This window comes from Escherichia sp. E.sYA108 (genome assembly GCF_011754335.1).
In the GTDB taxonomy this organism is placed as follows: Bacteria; Pseudomonadota; Gammaproteobacteria; order Enterobacterales; family Enterobacteriaceae; genus Escherichia; species Escherichia coli.
On sequence record NZ_JAAQVZ010000001.1, the window covers coordinates 4,724,335 to 4,742,063 of the forward strand.

Sequence of the window (17,729 nt, forward strand, 5' to 3'; positions counted from 1 at the left end):
GCAAAACACCCCGCGACGGTGCGCAGGGCGTGGTGAATTTGACTACTTTTTGGTGAAAAGTTAACGCTTATCCGCCACCAGTTTGAGCGCGTGTTCCAGCACATTAATGTCTGCACCCGCTTTATGGGCATTTTCACTTAAATAACGCCGCCACTGCCGCGCGCCAGGAATACCCTGGAACAAGCCCAGCATATGCCGGGTAATATGGCCGAGATACGTACCCTGGCTGAGTTCACGCTCAATGTACGGATACATGGCGCGCACTACCGCCACCGGATCGGCATCGGTATCCGAGGAACCAAAAATCTCTCGGTCTACCGCCGCCAGAATCCCCGGATTCTGATACGCCTCGCGCCCGACCATCACGCCATCCATATGTTGCAAATGCGCTTTAGCTTCTTCCAGCGACTTGATACCACCGTTAATCGACATCGTCAGATGCGGAAAGTCACGCTTCAGTTGATACACACGCGGATAATCGAGCGGCGGGATCTCACGGTTTTCTTTCGGACTTAACCCAGAAAGCCAGGCTTTACGTGCGTGGATGATGAACATCTCACACTCACCTTTGCCGGAAACGGTGTTGATGAAATCGCAGAGAAATTCATAGCTGTCCTGATCATCGATGCCAATACGCGTTTTCACCGTCACCGGAATCGACACCACATCGCGCATCGCTTTCACGCAGTCGGCAACCAGCTGCGCATTACCCATCAGACACGCACCAAACATGCCGTTCTGCACCCGGTCAGACGGGCAGCCGACATTCAGGTTGATCTCATCATATCCGCGCGCTTCTGCCAGCTTCGCACACTGTGCCAGCGCCGCCGGATCGCTACCCCCGAGTTGCAACGCTACCGGATGTTCTTCTTCACTGTACGCCAGGTAATCACCTTTACCGTGAATAATCGCCCCTGTGGTCACCATTTCGGTATACAGCAACGTATTGCGGGAAAGCAGACGCAGGAAATAACGGCAATGTCTGTCCGTCCAGTCAAGCATCGGGGCAATCGAGAAACGGTAAGCGGGATAAACAGTGTGTGATTCTGCTGGCATGGCGACTTTTTAAGCATCTGGTAAATTGGGGGCGCTACTATAGCATAACGAATATGCGATCAGGCAATGTGACAGCCATGACACCCTGTTCTCGGCGTTTAAGTGAGAACTATGATAAAGTAAGGACATTCTTAACCCCACTGTCGAGGTGCCCAATGGAAAAGACCACAACGCAGGAGTTATTAGCGCAGGCTGAAAAAATCTGCGCACAGCGTAATGTGCGCCTGACCCCACAGCGCCTCGAAGTGTTGCGCCTGATGAGTCTGCAGGATGGCGCTATCAGCGCTTATGATCTGCTTGATTTGCTGCGCGAAGCTGAACCGCAAGCCAAGCCGCCAACGGTTTATCGCGCGCTGGAGTTTCTGCTTGAACAAGGTTTTGTGCATAAGGTGGAATCCACCAACAGTTATGTGCTCTGTCATCTGTTCGATCAGCCCACCCATACTTCAGCCATGTTTATTTGCGATCGCTGCGGCGCGGTGAAAGAAGAATGTGCTGAAGGCGTGGAAGACATCATGCATACGCTGGCGGCAAAAATGGGTTTTGCCCTGCGGCATAATGTTATTGAAGCACATGGATTATGTTCAGCATGTGTAGAAGTAGAAGCGTGTCGTCATCCTGAACAGTGCCATCATGACCACTCTATTCAGGTGAAAAAGAAACCTCGCTAAAAGGGTGTACATCCTTGTACATGTCGGGCAGGAGGGATTAATTACCAGCGGTAATCATGGCGTTTTTCCCAACTATCAACCTCTTTTTCTGCCTGATCTTTCTGATAACCGTAGCGTTCCTGGATTTTACCCACTAACTGATCACGTTTTCCTTCAATGATCGTCATATCATCATCGGTCAGTTTGCCCCATTGCTCTTTCACTTTACCTTTAAACTGTTTCCAGTTACCGCCGGCTTCATCTTTATTCATAATCAAGACCTCATCGTTAGGTTGTGAATGAGAGTACGTTCACTTTTCTTCTGAACGTGAGATTAAGTGTAGTCAGCAATTTGGCTTAGGATTATTTATTCAGAATTTTTAACCGTCACGTTGCGACAAACCAGGTATCGTTACGCCAGTGACGCCGCCAGATAGCCGCCAGAGAAAGCCCGCGTAACGCCAGAAAGACGGTTAACGCCAGCCACAAACCATGATTCCCCAGCCACGGCAGCGTAAGGAGCGTCAGCGCAAAACCTGCGGCGGCCACCGCCATACTGTTACGCATTTCGGCGGCACGCGTTGCGCCTATAAACATGCCGTCCAGCAGATAACACCAGACGCCGACCAACGGCAAAATCACCTGCCAGATAAGATAGCGGTCAGCCAGCTGCTGAATCTGGGTTAACGACGTCAGCAACGCAATGATGTGTTCCCCTGCCAGCAAATAAACCACCGAAAACAGTAACGCTACGATCCCCGACTGGCGGCACGCTGCCCGCCAGACATCCAGCAATTGACTACCGTCGCGCGCACCGTATGCCTGACCGGAATGTGCTTCAACCGCGTAGGCAAAACCATCCAGCGCATAGGCGGTAAAGGTGAGTAGCGTCATCAGAACCGCGTTAACAGCGATAATGTCACTCCCCAGTCGCGCGCCAAGTACAGTGATCGCGCCGAAACAGAGTTGCAGCAACAGCGAGCGCAGCATGATATCGCGGTTAAGCGCCAGCAAGTGACGGAAGTTTCCTCGCCAGGCTGTTTTCAGCATTTCGCCGGAGATTCCGCGTAGTTTGAGAATTTTACGCACCATTAGCAGACCAATCAGCAATGTTGCATATTCCGCAATAACCGTCGCCAGAGCCGCGCCCTGCACGTTCATATGCAGCCCCATCACCAGCCAGACATCCAGCACAATGTTGAGGATATTGCCGACCACTAACAAAATTACTGGCGCACGGGCATATTGCACGCCGAGTAACCAACCAAGTAATACCAGATTCGCCAGCGACGCCGGTGCGCTTAACCAGCGGATTTCAAGAAAGCGTCGCGCCTGTTCCAGGACTGCTTCACTACCGCCAACAATATGCAGCGCCAGATCGATAATCGGCGTACGCAGCAGCGCAATTAACGCCCCGGCCCCCAACGCCAACAGCAACGGTTGCACCAGCGCACGGGCTAGTGCCTGAGGATTTTTGGCACCATAAGCCTGCGCAGTCAGCCCGGTGGTGCTCATGCGTAAAAACAGCAACAACATAAAGAGAAAGCTGGTCGCCGTTGCACCAACCGCCACGCCGCCCAAATAAACCGGACTATCAAGATGACCAATTACCGCCGTATCGACCAGTCCCAGCAACGGAACGGTGATATTGGAGAAAATCATGGGTAAGGCGAGATGCCAGAGTGCTTTATCAGATGAAGTGAGGAATGCCATGCAGACAAGCCTGATGAAGAGAGATGAAAAACAAACCGCGACGCCAGGCGGCATCGCGGTCTCAGAGATATGTTACAGCCAGTCGCCGTTGCGAATAACCCCAACCGCCAGCCCCTCAATGGTGAAGCTCTGCTGACGAAGGTCAACGACAATTGGTTTAAACTCGCTGTTTTCTGGCAACAGTTCGACTTTATTGCCCTGTTTTTTCAGGCGTTTAACGGTAACTTCGTCATCAATACGTGCGACAACGACCTGACCGTTACGTACATCCTGAGTTTTATGCACTGCCAGCAAATCGCCATCCATAATGCCGATATCTTTCATCGACATCCCGCTGACACGCAGCAGGAAATCAGCATTCGGCTTGAACAAGGAAGGATCGACCTGATAATGACCTTCAATATGCTGTTGCGCCAGAAGCGGTTCACCGGCAGCCACACGACCTACCAGCGGCAACCCTTCTTCCTCTTCCTGCAATAAACGAATCCCGCGTGATGCGCCGGAAACAATTTCAATAACGCCTTTGCGTGCCAGCGCCTTCAGATGTTCTTCAGCCGCGTTTGGGGAACGGAACCCCAAACGCTGCGCGATTTCCGCACGCGTCGGCGGCATACCTGTCTGGCTGATGTGATCACGGATGAGATCAAACACCTCTTGTTGCCTGGCCGTTAACGCTTTCATTCCGCCCCCTGGGTGTATATACAGTTATGCTGTGAGTATATACAGCAAAAGGCGATTTTGGAACCATAAACTGCACAATAAACCAGAGATTTATCGAAATCTGGAAGGGTTATCCAAAATGCGACCATAACAGGATGCACCAGGTAATCACGGCGACGATAATGGCAATCAGCACTGCGGCAGATCCCATATCTTTAGCGCGTCCGGAAAGCTCATGGTATTCAGAGCCAATTCGGTCAACCACAGCTTCGATGGCGCTATTGAGAATTTCCACAATCATCACCAGCATCACGGAGCTGATAAGCAGCACGCGGGTAATCGCGTCCACATCCAGCCAGCAGGCGATAACCACCGCTAACAATACCGCTACACCTTCCTGACGGAATGCCGCTTCGTTGATCCATGCAGCGCGTAAACCTTTCCAGGAATAGCCAGCAGCTTTGATAATTCGGGTGAATCCAGTGGTATTATTGGCCATTGAAAGAACCTTTTTACATTATGAGCGTCAATATCAGTGTACCGTTAAATCCGATGATTCGGGTTTGAGTAACGCCGCGCGAAACATGAGCGGATACCACAGAATTTCCCATGACTTTCTGCTATCCTTGCCGCGCATTTGCATTATTAACCAGAGGCTTTACATCGTTTATGTCCGGCTGGCCACGAATTTACTACAAATTACTGAATTTACCATTAAGCATCCTGGTAAAAAGCAAGTCTATTCCGGCGGATCCTGCCCCGGAACTGGGGCTGGATACCTCTCGTCCAATTATGTACGTTTTGCCGTACAACTCGAAAGCTGACTTGCTGACGTTGCGCGCCCAGTGTCTGGCACATGACCTGCCTGACCCGTTAGAGCCGCTGGAAATCGACGGCACGCTACTGCCGCGCTATGTGTTCATTCACGGCGGGCCGCGTGTGTTCACCTATTACACGCCGAAAGAAGAGTCTATTAAGCTGTTCCACGACTATCTCGATTTGCACCGCAGCAACCCAAATCTGGATGTGCAGATGGTGCCTGTATCGGTGATGTTTGGTCGCGCGCCGGGGCGTGAAAAAGGCGAAGTGAACCCGCCGCTGCGTATGCTTAACGGCGTACAGAAATTTTTCGCTGTACTGTGGCTCGGTCGCGACAGTTTTGTGCGTTTCTCGCCGTCAGTTTCGCTGCGCCGTATGGCGGATGAACACGGCACGGATAAAACTATCGCTCAGAAACTGGCGCGCGTAGCACGTATGCACTTTGCCCGTCAACGTCTGGCTGCCGTGGGTCCACGTCTGCCTGCTCGTCAGGATCTGTTTAATAAGCTGCTCGCCTCCCGCGCCATTGCGAAAGCGGTAGAAGATGAAGCACGCAGCAAAAAAATCTCCCATGAAAAAGCGCAGCAGAACGCGATTGCGCTGATGGAAGAGATTGCGGCGAATTTCTCTTACGAGATGATCCGCCTGACTGACCGCATTCTGGGCTTCACCTGGAACCGACTTTACCAGGGTATCAACGTCCATAACGCCGAGCGCGTTCGCCAGCTGGCCCACGACGGCCATGAGCTAGTGTATGTGCCTTGCCACCGCAGTCACATGGACTACCTGCTGCTTTCTTACGTGCTGTATCACCAGGGGCTGGTGCCGCCGCATATCGCCGCCGGGATCAACCTGAACTTCTGGCCGGCCGGGCCGATTTTCCGCCGTCTGGGGGCGTTCTTTATTCGCCGTACGTTTAAAGGCAATAAACTTTATTCCACCGTTTTCCGTGAGTATCTCGGCGAACTGTTCAGCCGTGGTTATTCCGTCGAGTATTTCGTGGAAGGCGGTCGTTCCCGTACGGGGCGTTTGCTGGATCCGAAAACCGGTACGCTGTCGATGACCATTCAGGCGATGCTGCGTGGCGGCACTCGTCCGATTACGCTGATTCCGATCTATATCGGTTATGAGCACGTCATGGAAGTGGGTACTTACGCCAAAGAACTGCGCGGTGCGACGAAAGAGAAAGAGAGCCTGCCGCAGATGCTGCGTGGTTTAAGCAAGCTGCGTAATCTCGGTCAGGGTTACGTCAACTTCGGTGAACCAATGCCGTTGATGACCTACCTTAACCAGCACGTACCAGACTGGCGTGAATCTATCGATCCCATCGAAGCGGTGCGTCCGGCCTGGTTAACGCCGACGGTCAATAATATTGCTGCCGATCTGATGGTACGCATTAACAACGCAGGCGCGGCAAACGCCATGAACCTGTGCTGTACTGCGCTTCTGGCGTCACGTCAGCGCTCACTCACCCGCGAGCAGTTAACCGAGCAACTCAACTGCTACCTGGATCTGATGCGCAACGTACCTTACTCCACGGACTCTACCGTTCCTTCAGCCAGCGCCAGCGAGCTTATCGATCACGCGCTGCAAATGAACAAGTTTGAAGTTGAGAAAGACACTATCGGCGACATCATCATTCTGCCGCGCGAGCAAGCGGTGCTGATGACCTACTATCGCAACAACATTGCACATATGTTGGTGCTGCCTTCGCTGATGGCGGCAATTGTCACCCAGCATCGCCACATCTCCCGCGACGTATTGATGGAGCACGTCAATGTGCTTTACCCAATGCTGAAAGCGGAGCTGTTCCTGCGCTGGGATCGCGACGAGTTACCGGACGTTATTGATGCGCTGGCAAATGAGATGCAACGTCAGGGGCTGATTACCCTGCAAGATGATGAGTTGCATATCAACCCGGCGCATTCTCGCACGCTACAGCTGCTGGCCGCAGGCGCGCGCGAAACGCTGCAACGTTATGCCATCACCTTCTGGCTGTTGAGTGCCAACCCGTCGATCAACCGCGGTACGCTGGAGAAAGAGAGCCGCACCGTCGCGCAACGTCTCTCCGTGCTGCACGGTATCAACGCGCCGGAGTTCTTCGACAAGGCGGTGTTCAGTTCTCTGGTGCTGACACTGCGTGATGAAGGGTATATCAGCGATAGCGGCGACGCCGAACCGGCAGAAACGATGAAGGTGTATCAGTTGCTGGCGGAGTTGATTACATCAGACGTGCGTTTGACGATTGAGAGTGCGACGCAGGGCGAAGGGTAATCAGTGAGAATTGCCGGATGCGACGCAAACGCCTTATTCGGCCTACCATGATCTGCAAATTCAATAAATTGCGATATGTTGTGTAGGCCTGAGAAGCGCAGCGCATCAGGCAACCCAGAAGAAAGCCGGATGATCATCCGGCTTTTTTACATCATCAGAAATGCCAGTAACTCATTGCCAGCCCTAAAAACAGTACCAGACCAACATAGTTATTATTCATAAATGCTTTAAAGCAGGCTTCACGCTCGCGGTTGGCAATCAGTTTTTGTTGATAAACAAACAGCGCGCCAGCTACCAGAATTGACCAGTAATATCCCCAGCCTAAGCCATTTAACTCACCGATGATCGCCATCAGCGCTAGTACGCCAATCTGCAAAATACCAATAATCAATTTATCGTATTGGCCGAACAGGATTGCGGTGGATTTAATGCCAATCTTCACATCATCATCGCGGTCAACCATCGCATACTGCGTGTCGTAAGCCACCGCCCAGAGAATATTGGCGAGGAACATTAACCAGCAACTCAATGGCACCGACTCACTCACAGCGGCAAAAGCCATTGGAATCGACCAGCCAAACGCCGCGCCCAGCACCACTTGCGGTAGATGGGTATACCGCTTCATAAACGGGTATACCCACGCCAGCGCCAGCGCGGCAATCGACAACAGAATAGTCATCGTATTCAGCGTCAGCACCAGTAAAAATGAAATCAGTACCAGCACTACAAACAGCGCGCGCGCCTCTTTCTCCGTTACCGCGCCGCTGGGAAGTGGTCGGTTCGCCGTGCGCTTAACATGACCATCAAACTTGCGGTCAGCATAATCATTCACCACGCAACCAGCAGCGCGCATCAGCCAGACGCCCGCGACAAACACCGCCAGGATCCAGAGCTGGGGAACGCCCGGTGTCGCCACCCACAACGCCCATAATGTTGGCCAGAGCAGCAGTAACGCGCCAATTGGCTTATCCGTACGCATTAAGCGATGAAACGCCAGCAGCTTATTCTGCGTCAGACTCCACTCCATATTTTTTTCCTCTTAGTACAACGGTGACGCCGGTAAAAACAGTTCTGTTAGCAACAGCGGTTTACCGCTTAATCGCAGGCGGGAACGTCGCCCCCACAGTCCGGCATCACGGCCTATCTCAATAAAGTCCCGGGTTAATGTCGATGATGTGAACAGATAGCGTCCTAACGGCGTTTTACCTAATTTTTGTAACGCCAGCTCCGGCCCGCTTAACGTTGACACAGGAACGACGGTACGACCGGCAAGCCACGGTTCACCATCGGCACATAACAAAATTTCACGTAACCAGTAACGAGACTCTTTCGGCAGCAGTGGCAGTTCTTCGGGGATTTCATTCTGCTCGACAAACCCTTCGCGGATCATCGTCACGCTCACCGTTTTTCCCTGCTGTTCAAAACGTTTTGTCATGGAATCTTCCAGCAACAGCCAGTCGAGCAGTTGCGGCTCCAGGGCAGGGATCTCTGTAAAATAGCGCAGCGCACGCAGTTGCGTTAACGCGGGGTGTGACATGCCGAACTCTCCGTTACATAACGTAAAGGCATTGTATCGCAGAAAAATATTTACGGGAGATGTAAAGCAAATTAAGTGAACTAATGCGCAACAAAAACGCAACAATAGTACAGGAGGAGAAAAAAAGGTGCGCCAGGAGACGCACCAGTTGTTGCAAAATCAGCACTGTGGGGCGTAATTACCCCTTGCCTTTTACACTGCTGATAAAGGTGGAACGGGCAGATGTCGACCCCAGGCGTTCAGCTTCATCAAGCAGTTTTAACGCCTTATCAACATCACCTTTCGCGACAGCGTTTTTGATCGCGGTATTAAAATAACTTTCCGTGTCGTTGAGCATCGGCTCGCTTTTCTTCACCGGTGCCGGAGCGGGTGCAGCCACAGCTGGTGCCGCCGTGTTGCCTACCGTAACCGGAGCTGGAGCGGAAGAACCAAATAGTGGTCCTACCAACACGCTGGAGCTGGAGTTCGTTTTCACTTTCAGTTTCAGTAAGCCATCGGTGGTATGACGAGCAACCGGATCGGGAATATCCGGGATCGAGTTACCGACGCCTTTGGCATAGGCTTTAGCCGGGTCGAGCAGTTGAGTCGTCTGCTGGAGATCTTTTTCCGTGGTAAAGACCAGAACATAAAGTTTTTGCTGCCCCAACGCCGGTGTCAGGCGCATAACGCCTTCCAGCCGATCTGCACTCATCACGCCGGGTTCCTGGTAGGTGAAATAACTGCTGGGGAAGAAGGCTGATGGAGTCATGTTCTGATCAAGAATCAGCACATTCGGCGCAAATACGCTGGTTTGTTTGTTCACTTCGCTGGTCAGCGTCAGTGTCAGTTCACCAATGTTTGCCGGGACGCTGTACGCAGCAACCGGACCACTGATGCCAGGGACATTCAGTTGTTGGCCGCCGGTCGACAGTTGAGTAGTCTGGGTTTTAGATTGATCGACCGGTGTCCAGGTGAGTTGTTGCAGCGCGGCAGATGGAATGGCTGGCGCGTCGCTGGTGTTTTGCGGTACGTAGTTAACATCGGCAAGGCTGATTCCAGGTGCGCTTGCCAGCAACCCTGCTGATAAACAGAGAGCGATGAGACTTTTATTCATTTTCATTGTTTTCACCTCAAAATCTGGAGCTCAGCGGTAGCCAGGCAATAGCGCGCTAAACCCGATAATCAGAGGGGCTTTCGCCCCTTAAAGCTGTTTTTATGCCGGATGCGGCGTAAACGCCTTATCCGGCCTACTTTCGGCAGCAGTTGTAGGCCTGATAAGACGCAACAGCGTCGCATCAGGCATTGGTTGCCGGATGCGGCGCAAGCACCTTATCCGGCCCAGGTTTTGCTATTACCACCAGATTTCCATCTGGGCACCGAAGGTCCACTCGTCGCTGTCGCCACGACCGAAGCTACCGCCGTTGAAATCAGCCGACACAGCCTTGCCGTAGTATGGGTTGGTTGAAGAGCTACCGGTGTAGTCATAACCCCATTTCTCATCCCACTTGGCGTAGGTTGCGAAGACACGAATAGCCGGGCGTGACCAGATGCTGTCGCCAGCCTGCCATTGTTGTGCAAGGGTAATTTTGTACTGATTGTTCTTGTCGCCGGTGCGCTGGGATTCGACGTTGTCGTAGCCGATTTCCATCACGGTGCTCATGATTGGCGTCCACTTGTACATCGGGCGAATACCGACGGTCCACCACTTGGTGCCGTTGTCGTTATCCCAGTTGATATCCTGGTACATACCCACGTACATCATGTCCCAGTTGTCGCCCATGGAGATCGCACCGTGGTCGAGGATACGCAGCATGTGACCGTTGTTATTGATATTGTAGGCAAATTTTTCGTTATCAAACGCGACGCCAGAACCCTGCGACAGACCTTTACCCTGCGAGGTCATCGAGTCAGTAGCGTACTGAACAACAAACTTGTTAAAACCCTTCAGGACACTCTGAGTATGTTCAGCAGTGAATAACCAGCCGTCTTTCGATGCGCCATCAACCAGACGATAGTTATCACGCAGGTTGGCACGACCGTAGTCGACACCCAGTTCTAATGTGCCGCCCGGGTTGATTTCCATCTGCGCTAAACGCACATCGAAAACGTCGTTCGCGGTTTCGTTGGTATAGTCATAAATATTGTTGCTGGCGAAAGAGGAAGAACCACCCGCTTCAGAGGAGCGGGTTGCTGCCAGAGAGAGTTTACCGAAGCCAACATCGATGTTTTCCAGACCGGCACCAGGACCAGAAATATCCCAGTAGTAGAAGTCGATCATATGAACGTCATGACGTTGGTAGAAGCGCTTACCTGCCCAGATGGTGGAGCCTGGCAGCCATTCGATCAGGTTTTTACCCTGCACGTTTGCTTCACGGAAGGCCGGATCGGTAGCTTCCCAGTCATTCTGTTGCGCGACGGAATAGGCCACGTTAGTGTCGAAATAGAAGCTCTTATCGCCCTCTTTCCACACTTCCTGACCCAATTTTAATTCAGCATAAGTTTCACATTCGTTGCCAAGACGGTATTTACTTTGAGCACCGGTAGTCTGGAAACACTGTTGTTCGCCGCCGCTACCTGTCCAGCCAATACCGGAACGTGCATAGCCGTGGAAATCAACAGCCATTGCCTGAGCAGACATTACGCCCGCTGCGACGGCAACCGCCAGAGGAAGTTTGCGCAGAGTAATCATCATTCTATCTCCTGAGTCATTGCTTTTCTTTTTTCACATCACCTGTGACAGGCTTTGTGTGTTTTGTGGGGTGCTTAAACGCCCGGCTCCTTATGCAGTCGACGACATGCAGTGCCATCCTCACGGAACAGATGGCAACGCTCTGGCGGCAGGCCGATAGCGAATGTGGCACCTTCTTCTACCAACACCACGTCGTTCTGGCGGTACACCAGGTTTTGACGAATGGAAGGGATCTGGATATGGATTTGGGTTTCGTTGCCGAGTTGCTCGACGACCTGAACTTCACCCTCAAGGATGACGTCAGCGATATCACTCGGCAGTAGATGTTCCGGGCGAATACCCAGCGACATATTGGCTCCCACCTGGACATCACGGCTTTCAACAGGTAGCCAGACTTGCTGACGATTTGGCATCGGCAGCTCCACCTGCACTTGATCGATTGCGGTGGAGGTCACTTTTACTGGCAGGAAGTTCATCTTTGGCGAACCGATAAATCCGGCGACAAAACGGTCTGCCGGATAGTGATACAGCTCCAGCGGTTTCCCAACCTGCGCCACGCGACCAGCGTCCAGCACCACGATTTTGTCGGCCAGCGTCATCGCTTCGACCTGATCGTGGGTGACGTAAATCATTGTGCGGCCCAGGCGTTTATGCAGACGGGAGATTTCGATACGCATTTGCACACGCAGTGCAGCATCGAGGTTGGAGAGCGGTTCATCGAGCAAAAATACGCTTGGCTCGGCCACCAGCGTACGGCCAATCGCCACACGCTGACGCTGACCACCGGAGAGCGCTTTCGGTTTGCGATCCAGCAAATGCGCCAGTTGCAGCACTTCCGCAACCTGGTTAACTCGCTGGTTAATCACTTCTTTTTTCGCGCCAGCCAGTTTCAGGCCAAATGACATGTTTTCTGCTACTGACAGGTGGGGATAGAGCGCGTAAGACTGAAACACCATACCAACGCCGCGTTCTGCAGGCGGAGTGTCATTCATCCGTTTCTCACCGATGAACAGGTCGCCGCTGGTGATCGTCTCAAGCCCGGCAATCATGCGCAGTAAAGTCGATTTACCGCAGCCAGACGGTCCGACAAACACCACGAATTCACCTTCATGGATATCGAGATTGATATCTTTCGATACCACGACCTCGCCCCAGGCTTTCGTTACATTTTGCAGCTGTACGCTCGCCATGCCCTTCTCCCTTTGTAACAACCTGTCATCGACAGCAACATTCATGATGGGCTGACTATGCGTCATCAGGAGATGGCTTAAATCCTCCACCCCCTGGCTTTTTTATGGGGGAGGAGGCGGGAGGATGAGAACGCGGCTTCTGTGAACTAAACCGAGGTCATGTAAGGAATTTCGTGATGTTGCTTGCAAAAATCATGGCGATTTTATGTGCGCATCTCCACATTACCGCCAATTCTGTAACAGAGATCACACAAAGCAACGATGGGGCGTAGGGGCAAGGAGGATGGAAAGAGGTTGCCGTATAAAGAAACTAGAGTCCGTTTAGGTGTTTTCACGAGCACTTCACCAACAAGGACCATAGATTATGAAAATAAAAACAGGTGCACGCATCCTCGCATTATCCGCATTAACGACGATGATGTTTTCCGCCTCGGCTCTCGCCAAAATCGAAGAAGGTAAACTGGTAATCTGGATTAACGGCGATAAAGGCTATAACGGTCTCGCTGAAGTCGGTAAGAAATTCGAGAAAGATACCGGAATTAAAGTCACCGTTGAGCATCCGGATAAACTGGAAGAGAAATTCCCTCAGGTTGCGGCAACTGGCGATGGCCCTGACATTATCTTCTGGGCGCACGACCGCTTTGGTGGTTACGCTCAATCTGGCCTGTTGGCTGAAATCACCCCGGACAAAGCGTTCCAGGACAAGCTGTATCCGTTTACCTGGGATGCCGTACGTTACAACGGCAAGCTGATTGCTTACCCGATCGCTGTCGAAGCGTTATCACTGATTTATAACAAAGATCTGCTGCCGAACCCGCCAAAAACCTGGGAAGAGATCCCGGCGCTGGATAAAGAACTGAAAGCGAAAGGTAAGAGCGCGCTGATGTTCAACCTGCAAGAACCATACTTCACCTGGCCGCTAATTGCGGCTGACGGGGGTTATGCGTTCAAGTATGAAAATGGCAAGTACGACATTAAAGACGTAGGCGTGGATAACGCTGGCGCGAAAGCGGGTCTAACCTTCCTGGTTGATCTGATTAAAAACAAACACATGAATGCAGACACCGATTACTCCATCGCAGAAGCTGCCTTTAATAAAGGCGAAACAGCGATGACTATCAACGGCCCGTGGGCATGGTCCAACATCGACACCAGTAAAGTGAATTATGGTGTAACGGTACTGCCGACCTTCAAAGGTCAACCATCTAAACCGTTCGTTGGCGTGCTGAGCGCAGGTATTAACGCCGCCAGTCCGAACAAAGAGCTGGCGAAAGAGTTCCTCGAAAACTATCTGCTGACTGACGAAGGTCTGGAAGCGGTCAATAAAGACAAACCGCTGGGTGCAGTAGCGCTGAAGTCCTATCAGGATGAACTTGCGAAAGATCCACGTATTGCCGCCACCATGGATAACGCTCAGAAAGGTGAAATTATGCCGAACATCCCGCAGATGTCCGCTTTCTGGTATGCCGTGCGTACTGCGGTGATCAACGCCGCCAGCGGTCGTCAGACTGTGGATGCTGCGCTGAAAGATGCACAGACTCGTATCACCAAGTAATGCTGTGAAATGCCGGATGCGGCGTGAACGCCTTATCCGGCCTACGAAATTGAAACGTATGTAGGCCTGATAAGACGCGTCAGCGTCGCATCAGGCAGTTGTTGTCGGATAAGGTATGAAAGCCTTATCCGTCCTGGAATGAGGAAGAACCCCATGGATGTCATTAAAAAGAAACATTGGTGGCAAAGCGACGCGCTGAAATGGTCAGTGTTAGGTCTGCTCGGCCTGCTGGTGGGTTACCTTGTTGTTTTAATGTACGCACAAGGGGAATACCTGTTCGCCATTACCACGCTGATATTGAGCTCAGCGGGGCTGTATATTTTCGCCAATCGTAAAGCCTACGCCTGGCGCTATGTTTACCCGGGAATGGCTGGAATGGGATTATTCGTCCTCTTCCCTCTGGTCTGCACCATCGCCATTGCCTTCACCAACTACAGCAGCACTAACCAGCTGACTTTTGAACGTGCGCAGGAAGTGTTGCTAGATCGCTCCTGGCAAGCAGGCAAAATCTATAATTTTGGTCTTTATCCGGCGGGCGATGAGTGGCAACTGGCGCTCAGCGACGGCGAAACCGGCAAAAATTACCTCTCCGACGCTTTCAAATTTGGCGGCGAGCAAAAACTGCAATTGAAAGAAAGCGCCACGCAGCCTGAAGGCGAGCGCGCGAATCTGCGCGTGATTACCCAGAATCGTCAGGCACTGAGTGACATTACCGCCATTCTGCCGGATGGCAACAAAGTGATGATGAGCTCCCTGCGCCAGTTTTCTGGCACGCAACCGCTCTACACACTCGACGGTGACGGCACGTTGACGAATAATCAGAGCGGCGTGAAATATCGTCCGAATAACCAAATTGGCTTTTACCAGTCCATTACCGCCGATGGCAACTGGGGTGATGAAAAGTTAAGCCCCGGTTACACCGTGACCACCGGCTGGAAAAACTTTACCCGCGTCTTTACCGACGAAGGCATTCAGAAACCGTTCCTCGCCATTTTCGTCTGGACCGTGGTGTTCTCGCTGATCACTGTCTTTTTAACGGTGGCGGTCGGCATGGTTCTGGCGTGTCTGGTGCAGTGGGAAGCGTTGCGCGGCAAAGCGGTCTATCGCGTCCTGCTGATTCTGCCCTACGCGGTGCCATCGTTCATTTCAATCTTGATTTTCAAAGGGTTGTTTAACCAGAGTTTCGGTGAAATCAACATGATGTTGAGCGCGCTGTTTGGCGTGAAGCCCGCCTGGTTCAGCGATCCGACCACCGCCCGCACGATGCTGATTATCGTCAACACCTGGCTGGGTTATCCGTACATGATGATCCTCTGCATGGGCTTGCTGAAAGCGATTCCGGACGATTTGTATGAAGCCTCAGCAATGGATGGTGCAGGTCCATTCCAGAACTTCTTTAAGATTACGCTGCCGCTGCTGATTAAACCGCTGACACCGCTGATGATCGCCAGCTTTGCCTTTAACTTTAACAACTTCGTGCTGATTCAACTGTTAACCAACGGCGGCCCGGATCGTCTTGGCACGACCACGCCAGCCGGTTATACCGACCTGCTTGTTAACTACACCTACCGTATCGCTTTTGAAGGCGGCGGGGGTCAGGACTTCGGTCTGGCAGCAGCAATTGCCACGCTGATCTTCCTGCTGGTGGGCGCGCTGGCGATAGTGAACCTGAAAGCCACGCGAATGAAGTTTGATTAAGGGAGATAACAAAAATGGCAATGGTCCAACCGAAATCGCAAAAAGCACGTTTGTTTATTACTCACCTGCTACTGCTACTTTTTATCGCGGCAATTATGTTCCCGCTGCTGATGGTCGTCGCCATCTCGCTGCGTCAGGGGAACTTCGCGACCGGTAGTCTGATCCCGGAGCAAATCTCCTGGGATCACTGGAAACTGGCGTTAGGTTTTAGCGTGGAACAGGCTGATGGTCGCATTACGCCACCGCCATTCCCGGTACTGCTGTGGCTGTGGAACTCGGTAAAGGTCGCCGGGATTTCCGCGATTGGCATTGTGGCGCTCTCCACCACCTGCGCCTACGCTTTCGCCCGTATGCGCTTTCCAGGCAAAGCGACGCTGCTGAAAGGAATGCTGATTTTCCAGATGTTCCCGGCAGTACTTTCACTGGTCGCGTTGTATGCGTTGTTTGATCGTCTGGGTGAGTACATTCCATTCATTGGCCTGAATACTCACGGCGGCGTAATTTTCGCGTATCTGGGCGGGATTGCGCTGCATGTCTGGACCATCAAAGGTTATTTCGAAACCATCGACAGTTCGCTGGAAGAAGCGGCGGCGCTGGATGGTGCGACACCGTGGCAGGCCTTCCGCCTTGTCCTGTTGCCGCTGTCAGTACCGATTCTGGCGGTTGTGTTCATCCTGTCGTTTATCGCTGCCATTACTGAAGTTCCGGTCGCGTCGCTATTACTGCGTGACGTAAACAGCTACACCCTGGCCGTGGGGATGCAGCAATACCTCAACCCGCAAAACTACCTGTGGGGTGACTTTGCCGCCGCTGCCGTGATGTCTGCATTACCGATCACCATCGTCTTCTTGCTGGCTCAACGCTGGCTGGTCAACGGCCTGACGGCAGGTGGTGTGAAAGGTTAAAGATGTTGTTCTGCCAATGTTATGCCGCTGCACCCTCAACTTACGTTATCCCAACTTGTGACTGTTATTCGGCGCTCCACGGAGCGCCTTTTTTTACTCCCGCTTCAGCCGTTTCGAATTACACAACCACAGGGTGATCACCAGTAACAGGATCGCTGCCGAGTAGATCAACACATCCAGTGGCGATTTATGATCGACGATGATCAAGCGCACAATGGCGGTGATCCCAATATAGACAAAGTAACGTAGCGGGAAGTGAAAACCGGACTGAAAGTACTTCACAATCAGCGCGATAAATTCGAAATAGAGAAAGTAAACCACCAGCCCTTCTACCAGCTCATATTTACTGGTTTGTTCTGGCGCGAACAGCACATCAGCCAGATGCACCGTTTCTTTGCCGAGGAAGACAACCAAAATCAGGCCGAGGCACAACAGGCCAAGATTGAGTACGGTCTGCAAAATGGTGGAGATAAACTCCACGCGCGGACGAGAGAGTGACGTCATAGCAGTACCTCCTTCACAGTGGCGAGCTTCCTGTATAACGCAAAAATGTGACGGAGATCTATATTTTTTGTGTATGTTTTGTTCAGCTCAATTAAGTGGGCATCTCCCATCAATGTCTCATCTGGCAAAACACACAGCCCAAAAAAATCACCCATTCAGGTGATTCCCTGCCACCAGCAATGCGCGAAAAATCGACAATGTTCCTCTGGAACAAATGAAACGTAACCTGATAAAGGTGGTAAAAATGAAGCCTTATTTTGCTGCTTTGATGTTATCAGTCTCTGTTCTTCCTGCTTATGCTGGTCCGCTCGGTACTGCTGATAAAGCCGACCTACCGCAAAGCAATGTCTCCAGCCCAATGATGGCCCAGTCGCTCAGGCAACCAGACCTGCAACCGATATCGACGGACAGGAAGACAGAATGTTTTCGCCTTTACACACCAGATCGCAAACCGGGGGTGAACTGCGTTCCTGATGGCTCGACAGGCCATTAAGAATGAA

General features: G+C 52.1%; 17 protein-coding genes. 6 read left to right on the forward strand and 11 right to left on the reverse strand.

The genetic code is table 11. The features are described from left to right. Nucleotides 1-60: 60 nt before the first annotated feature. Nucleotides 61-1,056 carry a tRNA dihydrouridine(20/20a) synthase DusA gene (dusA, locus tag HBM92_RS22625; RefSeq protein WP_001110630.1) on the reverse strand — a complete coding sequence of 332 codons (996 nt, stop codon included), beginning with the start codon at nucleotides 1,054-1,056 and terminating at the stop codon, nucleotides 61-63. Nucleotides 1,057-1,211: 155 nt separating this feature from the next. On the opposite strand from dusA, the gene zur reads away from it, so the two are divergent. Further along, nucleotides 1,212-1,727, forward strand: a complete 516-nt coding sequence (gene zur / locus HBM92_RS22630; protein ID WP_000416264.1) for a zinc uptake transcriptional repressor Zur — start codon at nucleotides 1,212-1,214, stop codon at nucleotides 1,725-1,727. Nucleotides 1,728-1,768: 41 nt separating this feature from the next. On the opposite strand, the gene HBM92_RS22635 is transcribed toward zur, so the two are convergent. From HBM92_RS22635 to dgkA, 4 genes are all read right to left on the reverse strand, one after another. After that, nucleotides 1,769-1,978: a CsbD family protein gene (locus HBM92_RS22635; protein WP_001296638.1), complete on the reverse strand. Its 210-nt coding sequence runs from the start codon at nucleotides 1,976-1,978 to the stop codon at nucleotides 1,769-1,771. Between the two features lie 115 nt (nucleotides 1,979-2,093). After that, on the reverse strand, nucleotides 2,094-3,419 hold the full coding sequence (gene dinF, locus HBM92_RS22640) for an MATE family efflux transporter DinF (RefSeq protein ID WP_001296637.1): 1,326 nt from the start codon (nucleotides 3,417-3,419) through the stop codon (nucleotides 2,094-2,096). A 72-nt stretch (nucleotides 3,420-3,491) separates the two neighbouring features. Continuing rightward, entirely contained in the window at nucleotides 3,492-4,100 is a 609-nt protein-coding gene (lexA, locus tag HBM92_RS22645; RefSeq protein ID WP_000646078.1) for a transcriptional repressor LexA, read from the reverse strand. A 109-nt stretch (nucleotides 4,101-4,209) separates the two neighbouring features. Next, nucleotides 4,210-4,578, reverse strand: a complete 369-nt coding sequence (gene dgkA, locus HBM92_RS22650; protein WP_000002907.1) for a diacylglycerol kinase — start codon at nucleotides 4,576-4,578, stop codon at nucleotides 4,210-4,212. 170 nt (nucleotides 4,579-4,748) lie between these two features. Here dgkA and plsB point away from each other — a divergent pair, with 170 nt between their 5' ends. After that, complete coding sequence (gene plsB / locus HBM92_RS22655; RefSeq protein ID WP_000017354.1) at nucleotides 4,749-7,172, forward strand: glycerol-3-phosphate 1-O-acyltransferase PlsB; 2,424 nt, start codon at nucleotides 4,749-4,751, stop codon at nucleotides 7,170-7,172. 154 nt (nucleotides 7,173-7,326) lie between these two features. Here plsB and ubiA read toward each other — a convergent pair whose 3' ends face one another. The 5 genes from ubiA to malK form a co-directional block, all read right to left on the reverse strand. Then, a complete protein-coding gene (gene ubiA / locus HBM92_RS22660; protein WP_000455227.1) occupies nucleotides 7,327-8,199 on the reverse strand; it encodes a 4-hydroxybenzoate octaprenyltransferase in 873 nt (290 codons plus the stop codon). Nucleotides 8,200-8,211: 12 nt separating this feature from the next. Continuing rightward, on the reverse strand, nucleotides 8,212-8,709 hold the full coding sequence (ubiC, locus tag HBM92_RS22665) for a chorismate lyase (RefSeq protein ID WP_000019227.1): 498 nt from the start codon (nucleotides 8,707-8,709) through the stop codon (nucleotides 8,212-8,214). A gap of 178 nt (nucleotides 8,710-8,887) precedes the next feature. Further along, nucleotides 8,888-9,808, reverse strand: a complete 921-nt coding sequence (malM, locus tag HBM92_RS22670) for a maltose operon protein MalM (protein WP_001298285.1) — start codon at nucleotides 9,806-9,808, stop codon at nucleotides 8,888-8,890. Nucleotides 9,809-10,039: 231 nt separating this feature from the next. Next, a complete protein-coding gene (lamB, locus tag HBM92_RS22675) occupies nucleotides 10,040-11,380 on the reverse strand; it encodes a maltoporin LamB (RefSeq protein ID WP_000973666.1) in 1,341 nt (446 codons plus the stop codon). Nucleotides 11,381-11,451: 71 nt separating this feature from the next. Continuing rightward, nucleotides 11,452-12,567, reverse strand: a complete 1,116-nt coding sequence (malK, locus tag HBM92_RS22680) for a maltose/maltodextrin ABC transporter ATP-binding protein MalK (RefSeq protein ID WP_001314343.1) — start codon at nucleotides 12,565-12,567, stop codon at nucleotides 11,452-11,454. Nucleotides 12,568-12,931: 364 nt separating this feature from the next. Here malK and malE point away from each other — a divergent pair, with 364 nt between their 5' ends. From malE to malG, 3 genes are all read left to right on the forward strand, one after another. After that, the gene (malE, locus tag HBM92_RS22685; protein WP_000695389.1) at nucleotides 12,932-14,122 is read left to right on the forward strand and encodes a maltose/maltodextrin ABC transporter substrate-binding protein MalE; all 1,191 of its coding nucleotides are present in this window, start codon (nucleotides 12,932-12,934) and stop codon (nucleotides 14,120-14,122) included. Between the two features lie 153 nt (nucleotides 14,123-14,275). Then, a complete protein-coding gene (malF, locus tag HBM92_RS22690; RefSeq protein WP_001350408.1) occupies nucleotides 14,276-15,820 on the forward strand; it encodes a maltose ABC transporter permease MalF in 1,545 nt (514 codons plus the stop codon). A 14-nt stretch (nucleotides 15,821-15,834) separates the two neighbouring features. After that, nucleotides 15,835-16,725: a maltose ABC transporter permease MalG gene (gene malG, locus HBM92_RS22695; protein ID WP_001252058.1), complete on the forward strand. Its 891-nt coding sequence runs from the start codon at nucleotides 15,835-15,837 to the stop codon at nucleotides 16,723-16,725. A gap of 93 nt (nucleotides 16,726-16,818) precedes the next feature. Here malG and psiE read toward each other — a convergent pair whose 3' ends face one another. Then, the gene (gene psiE, locus HBM92_RS22700) at nucleotides 16,819-17,229 is read right to left on the reverse strand and encodes a phosphate-starvation-inducible protein PsiE (RefSeq protein WP_000202902.1); all 411 of its coding nucleotides are present in this window, start codon (nucleotides 17,227-17,229) and stop codon (nucleotides 16,819-16,821) included. 214 nt (nucleotides 17,230-17,443) lie between these two features. Between psiE and HBM92_RS22705 the strand changes: the two genes are divergently transcribed. Further along, the gene (locus HBM92_RS22705; RefSeq protein ID WP_001295279.1) at nucleotides 17,444-17,722 is read left to right on the forward strand and encodes a periplasmic protein; all 279 of its coding nucleotides are present in this window, start codon (nucleotides 17,444-17,446) and stop codon (nucleotides 17,720-17,722) included. Nucleotides 17,723-17,729: the final 7 nt, after the last annotated feature.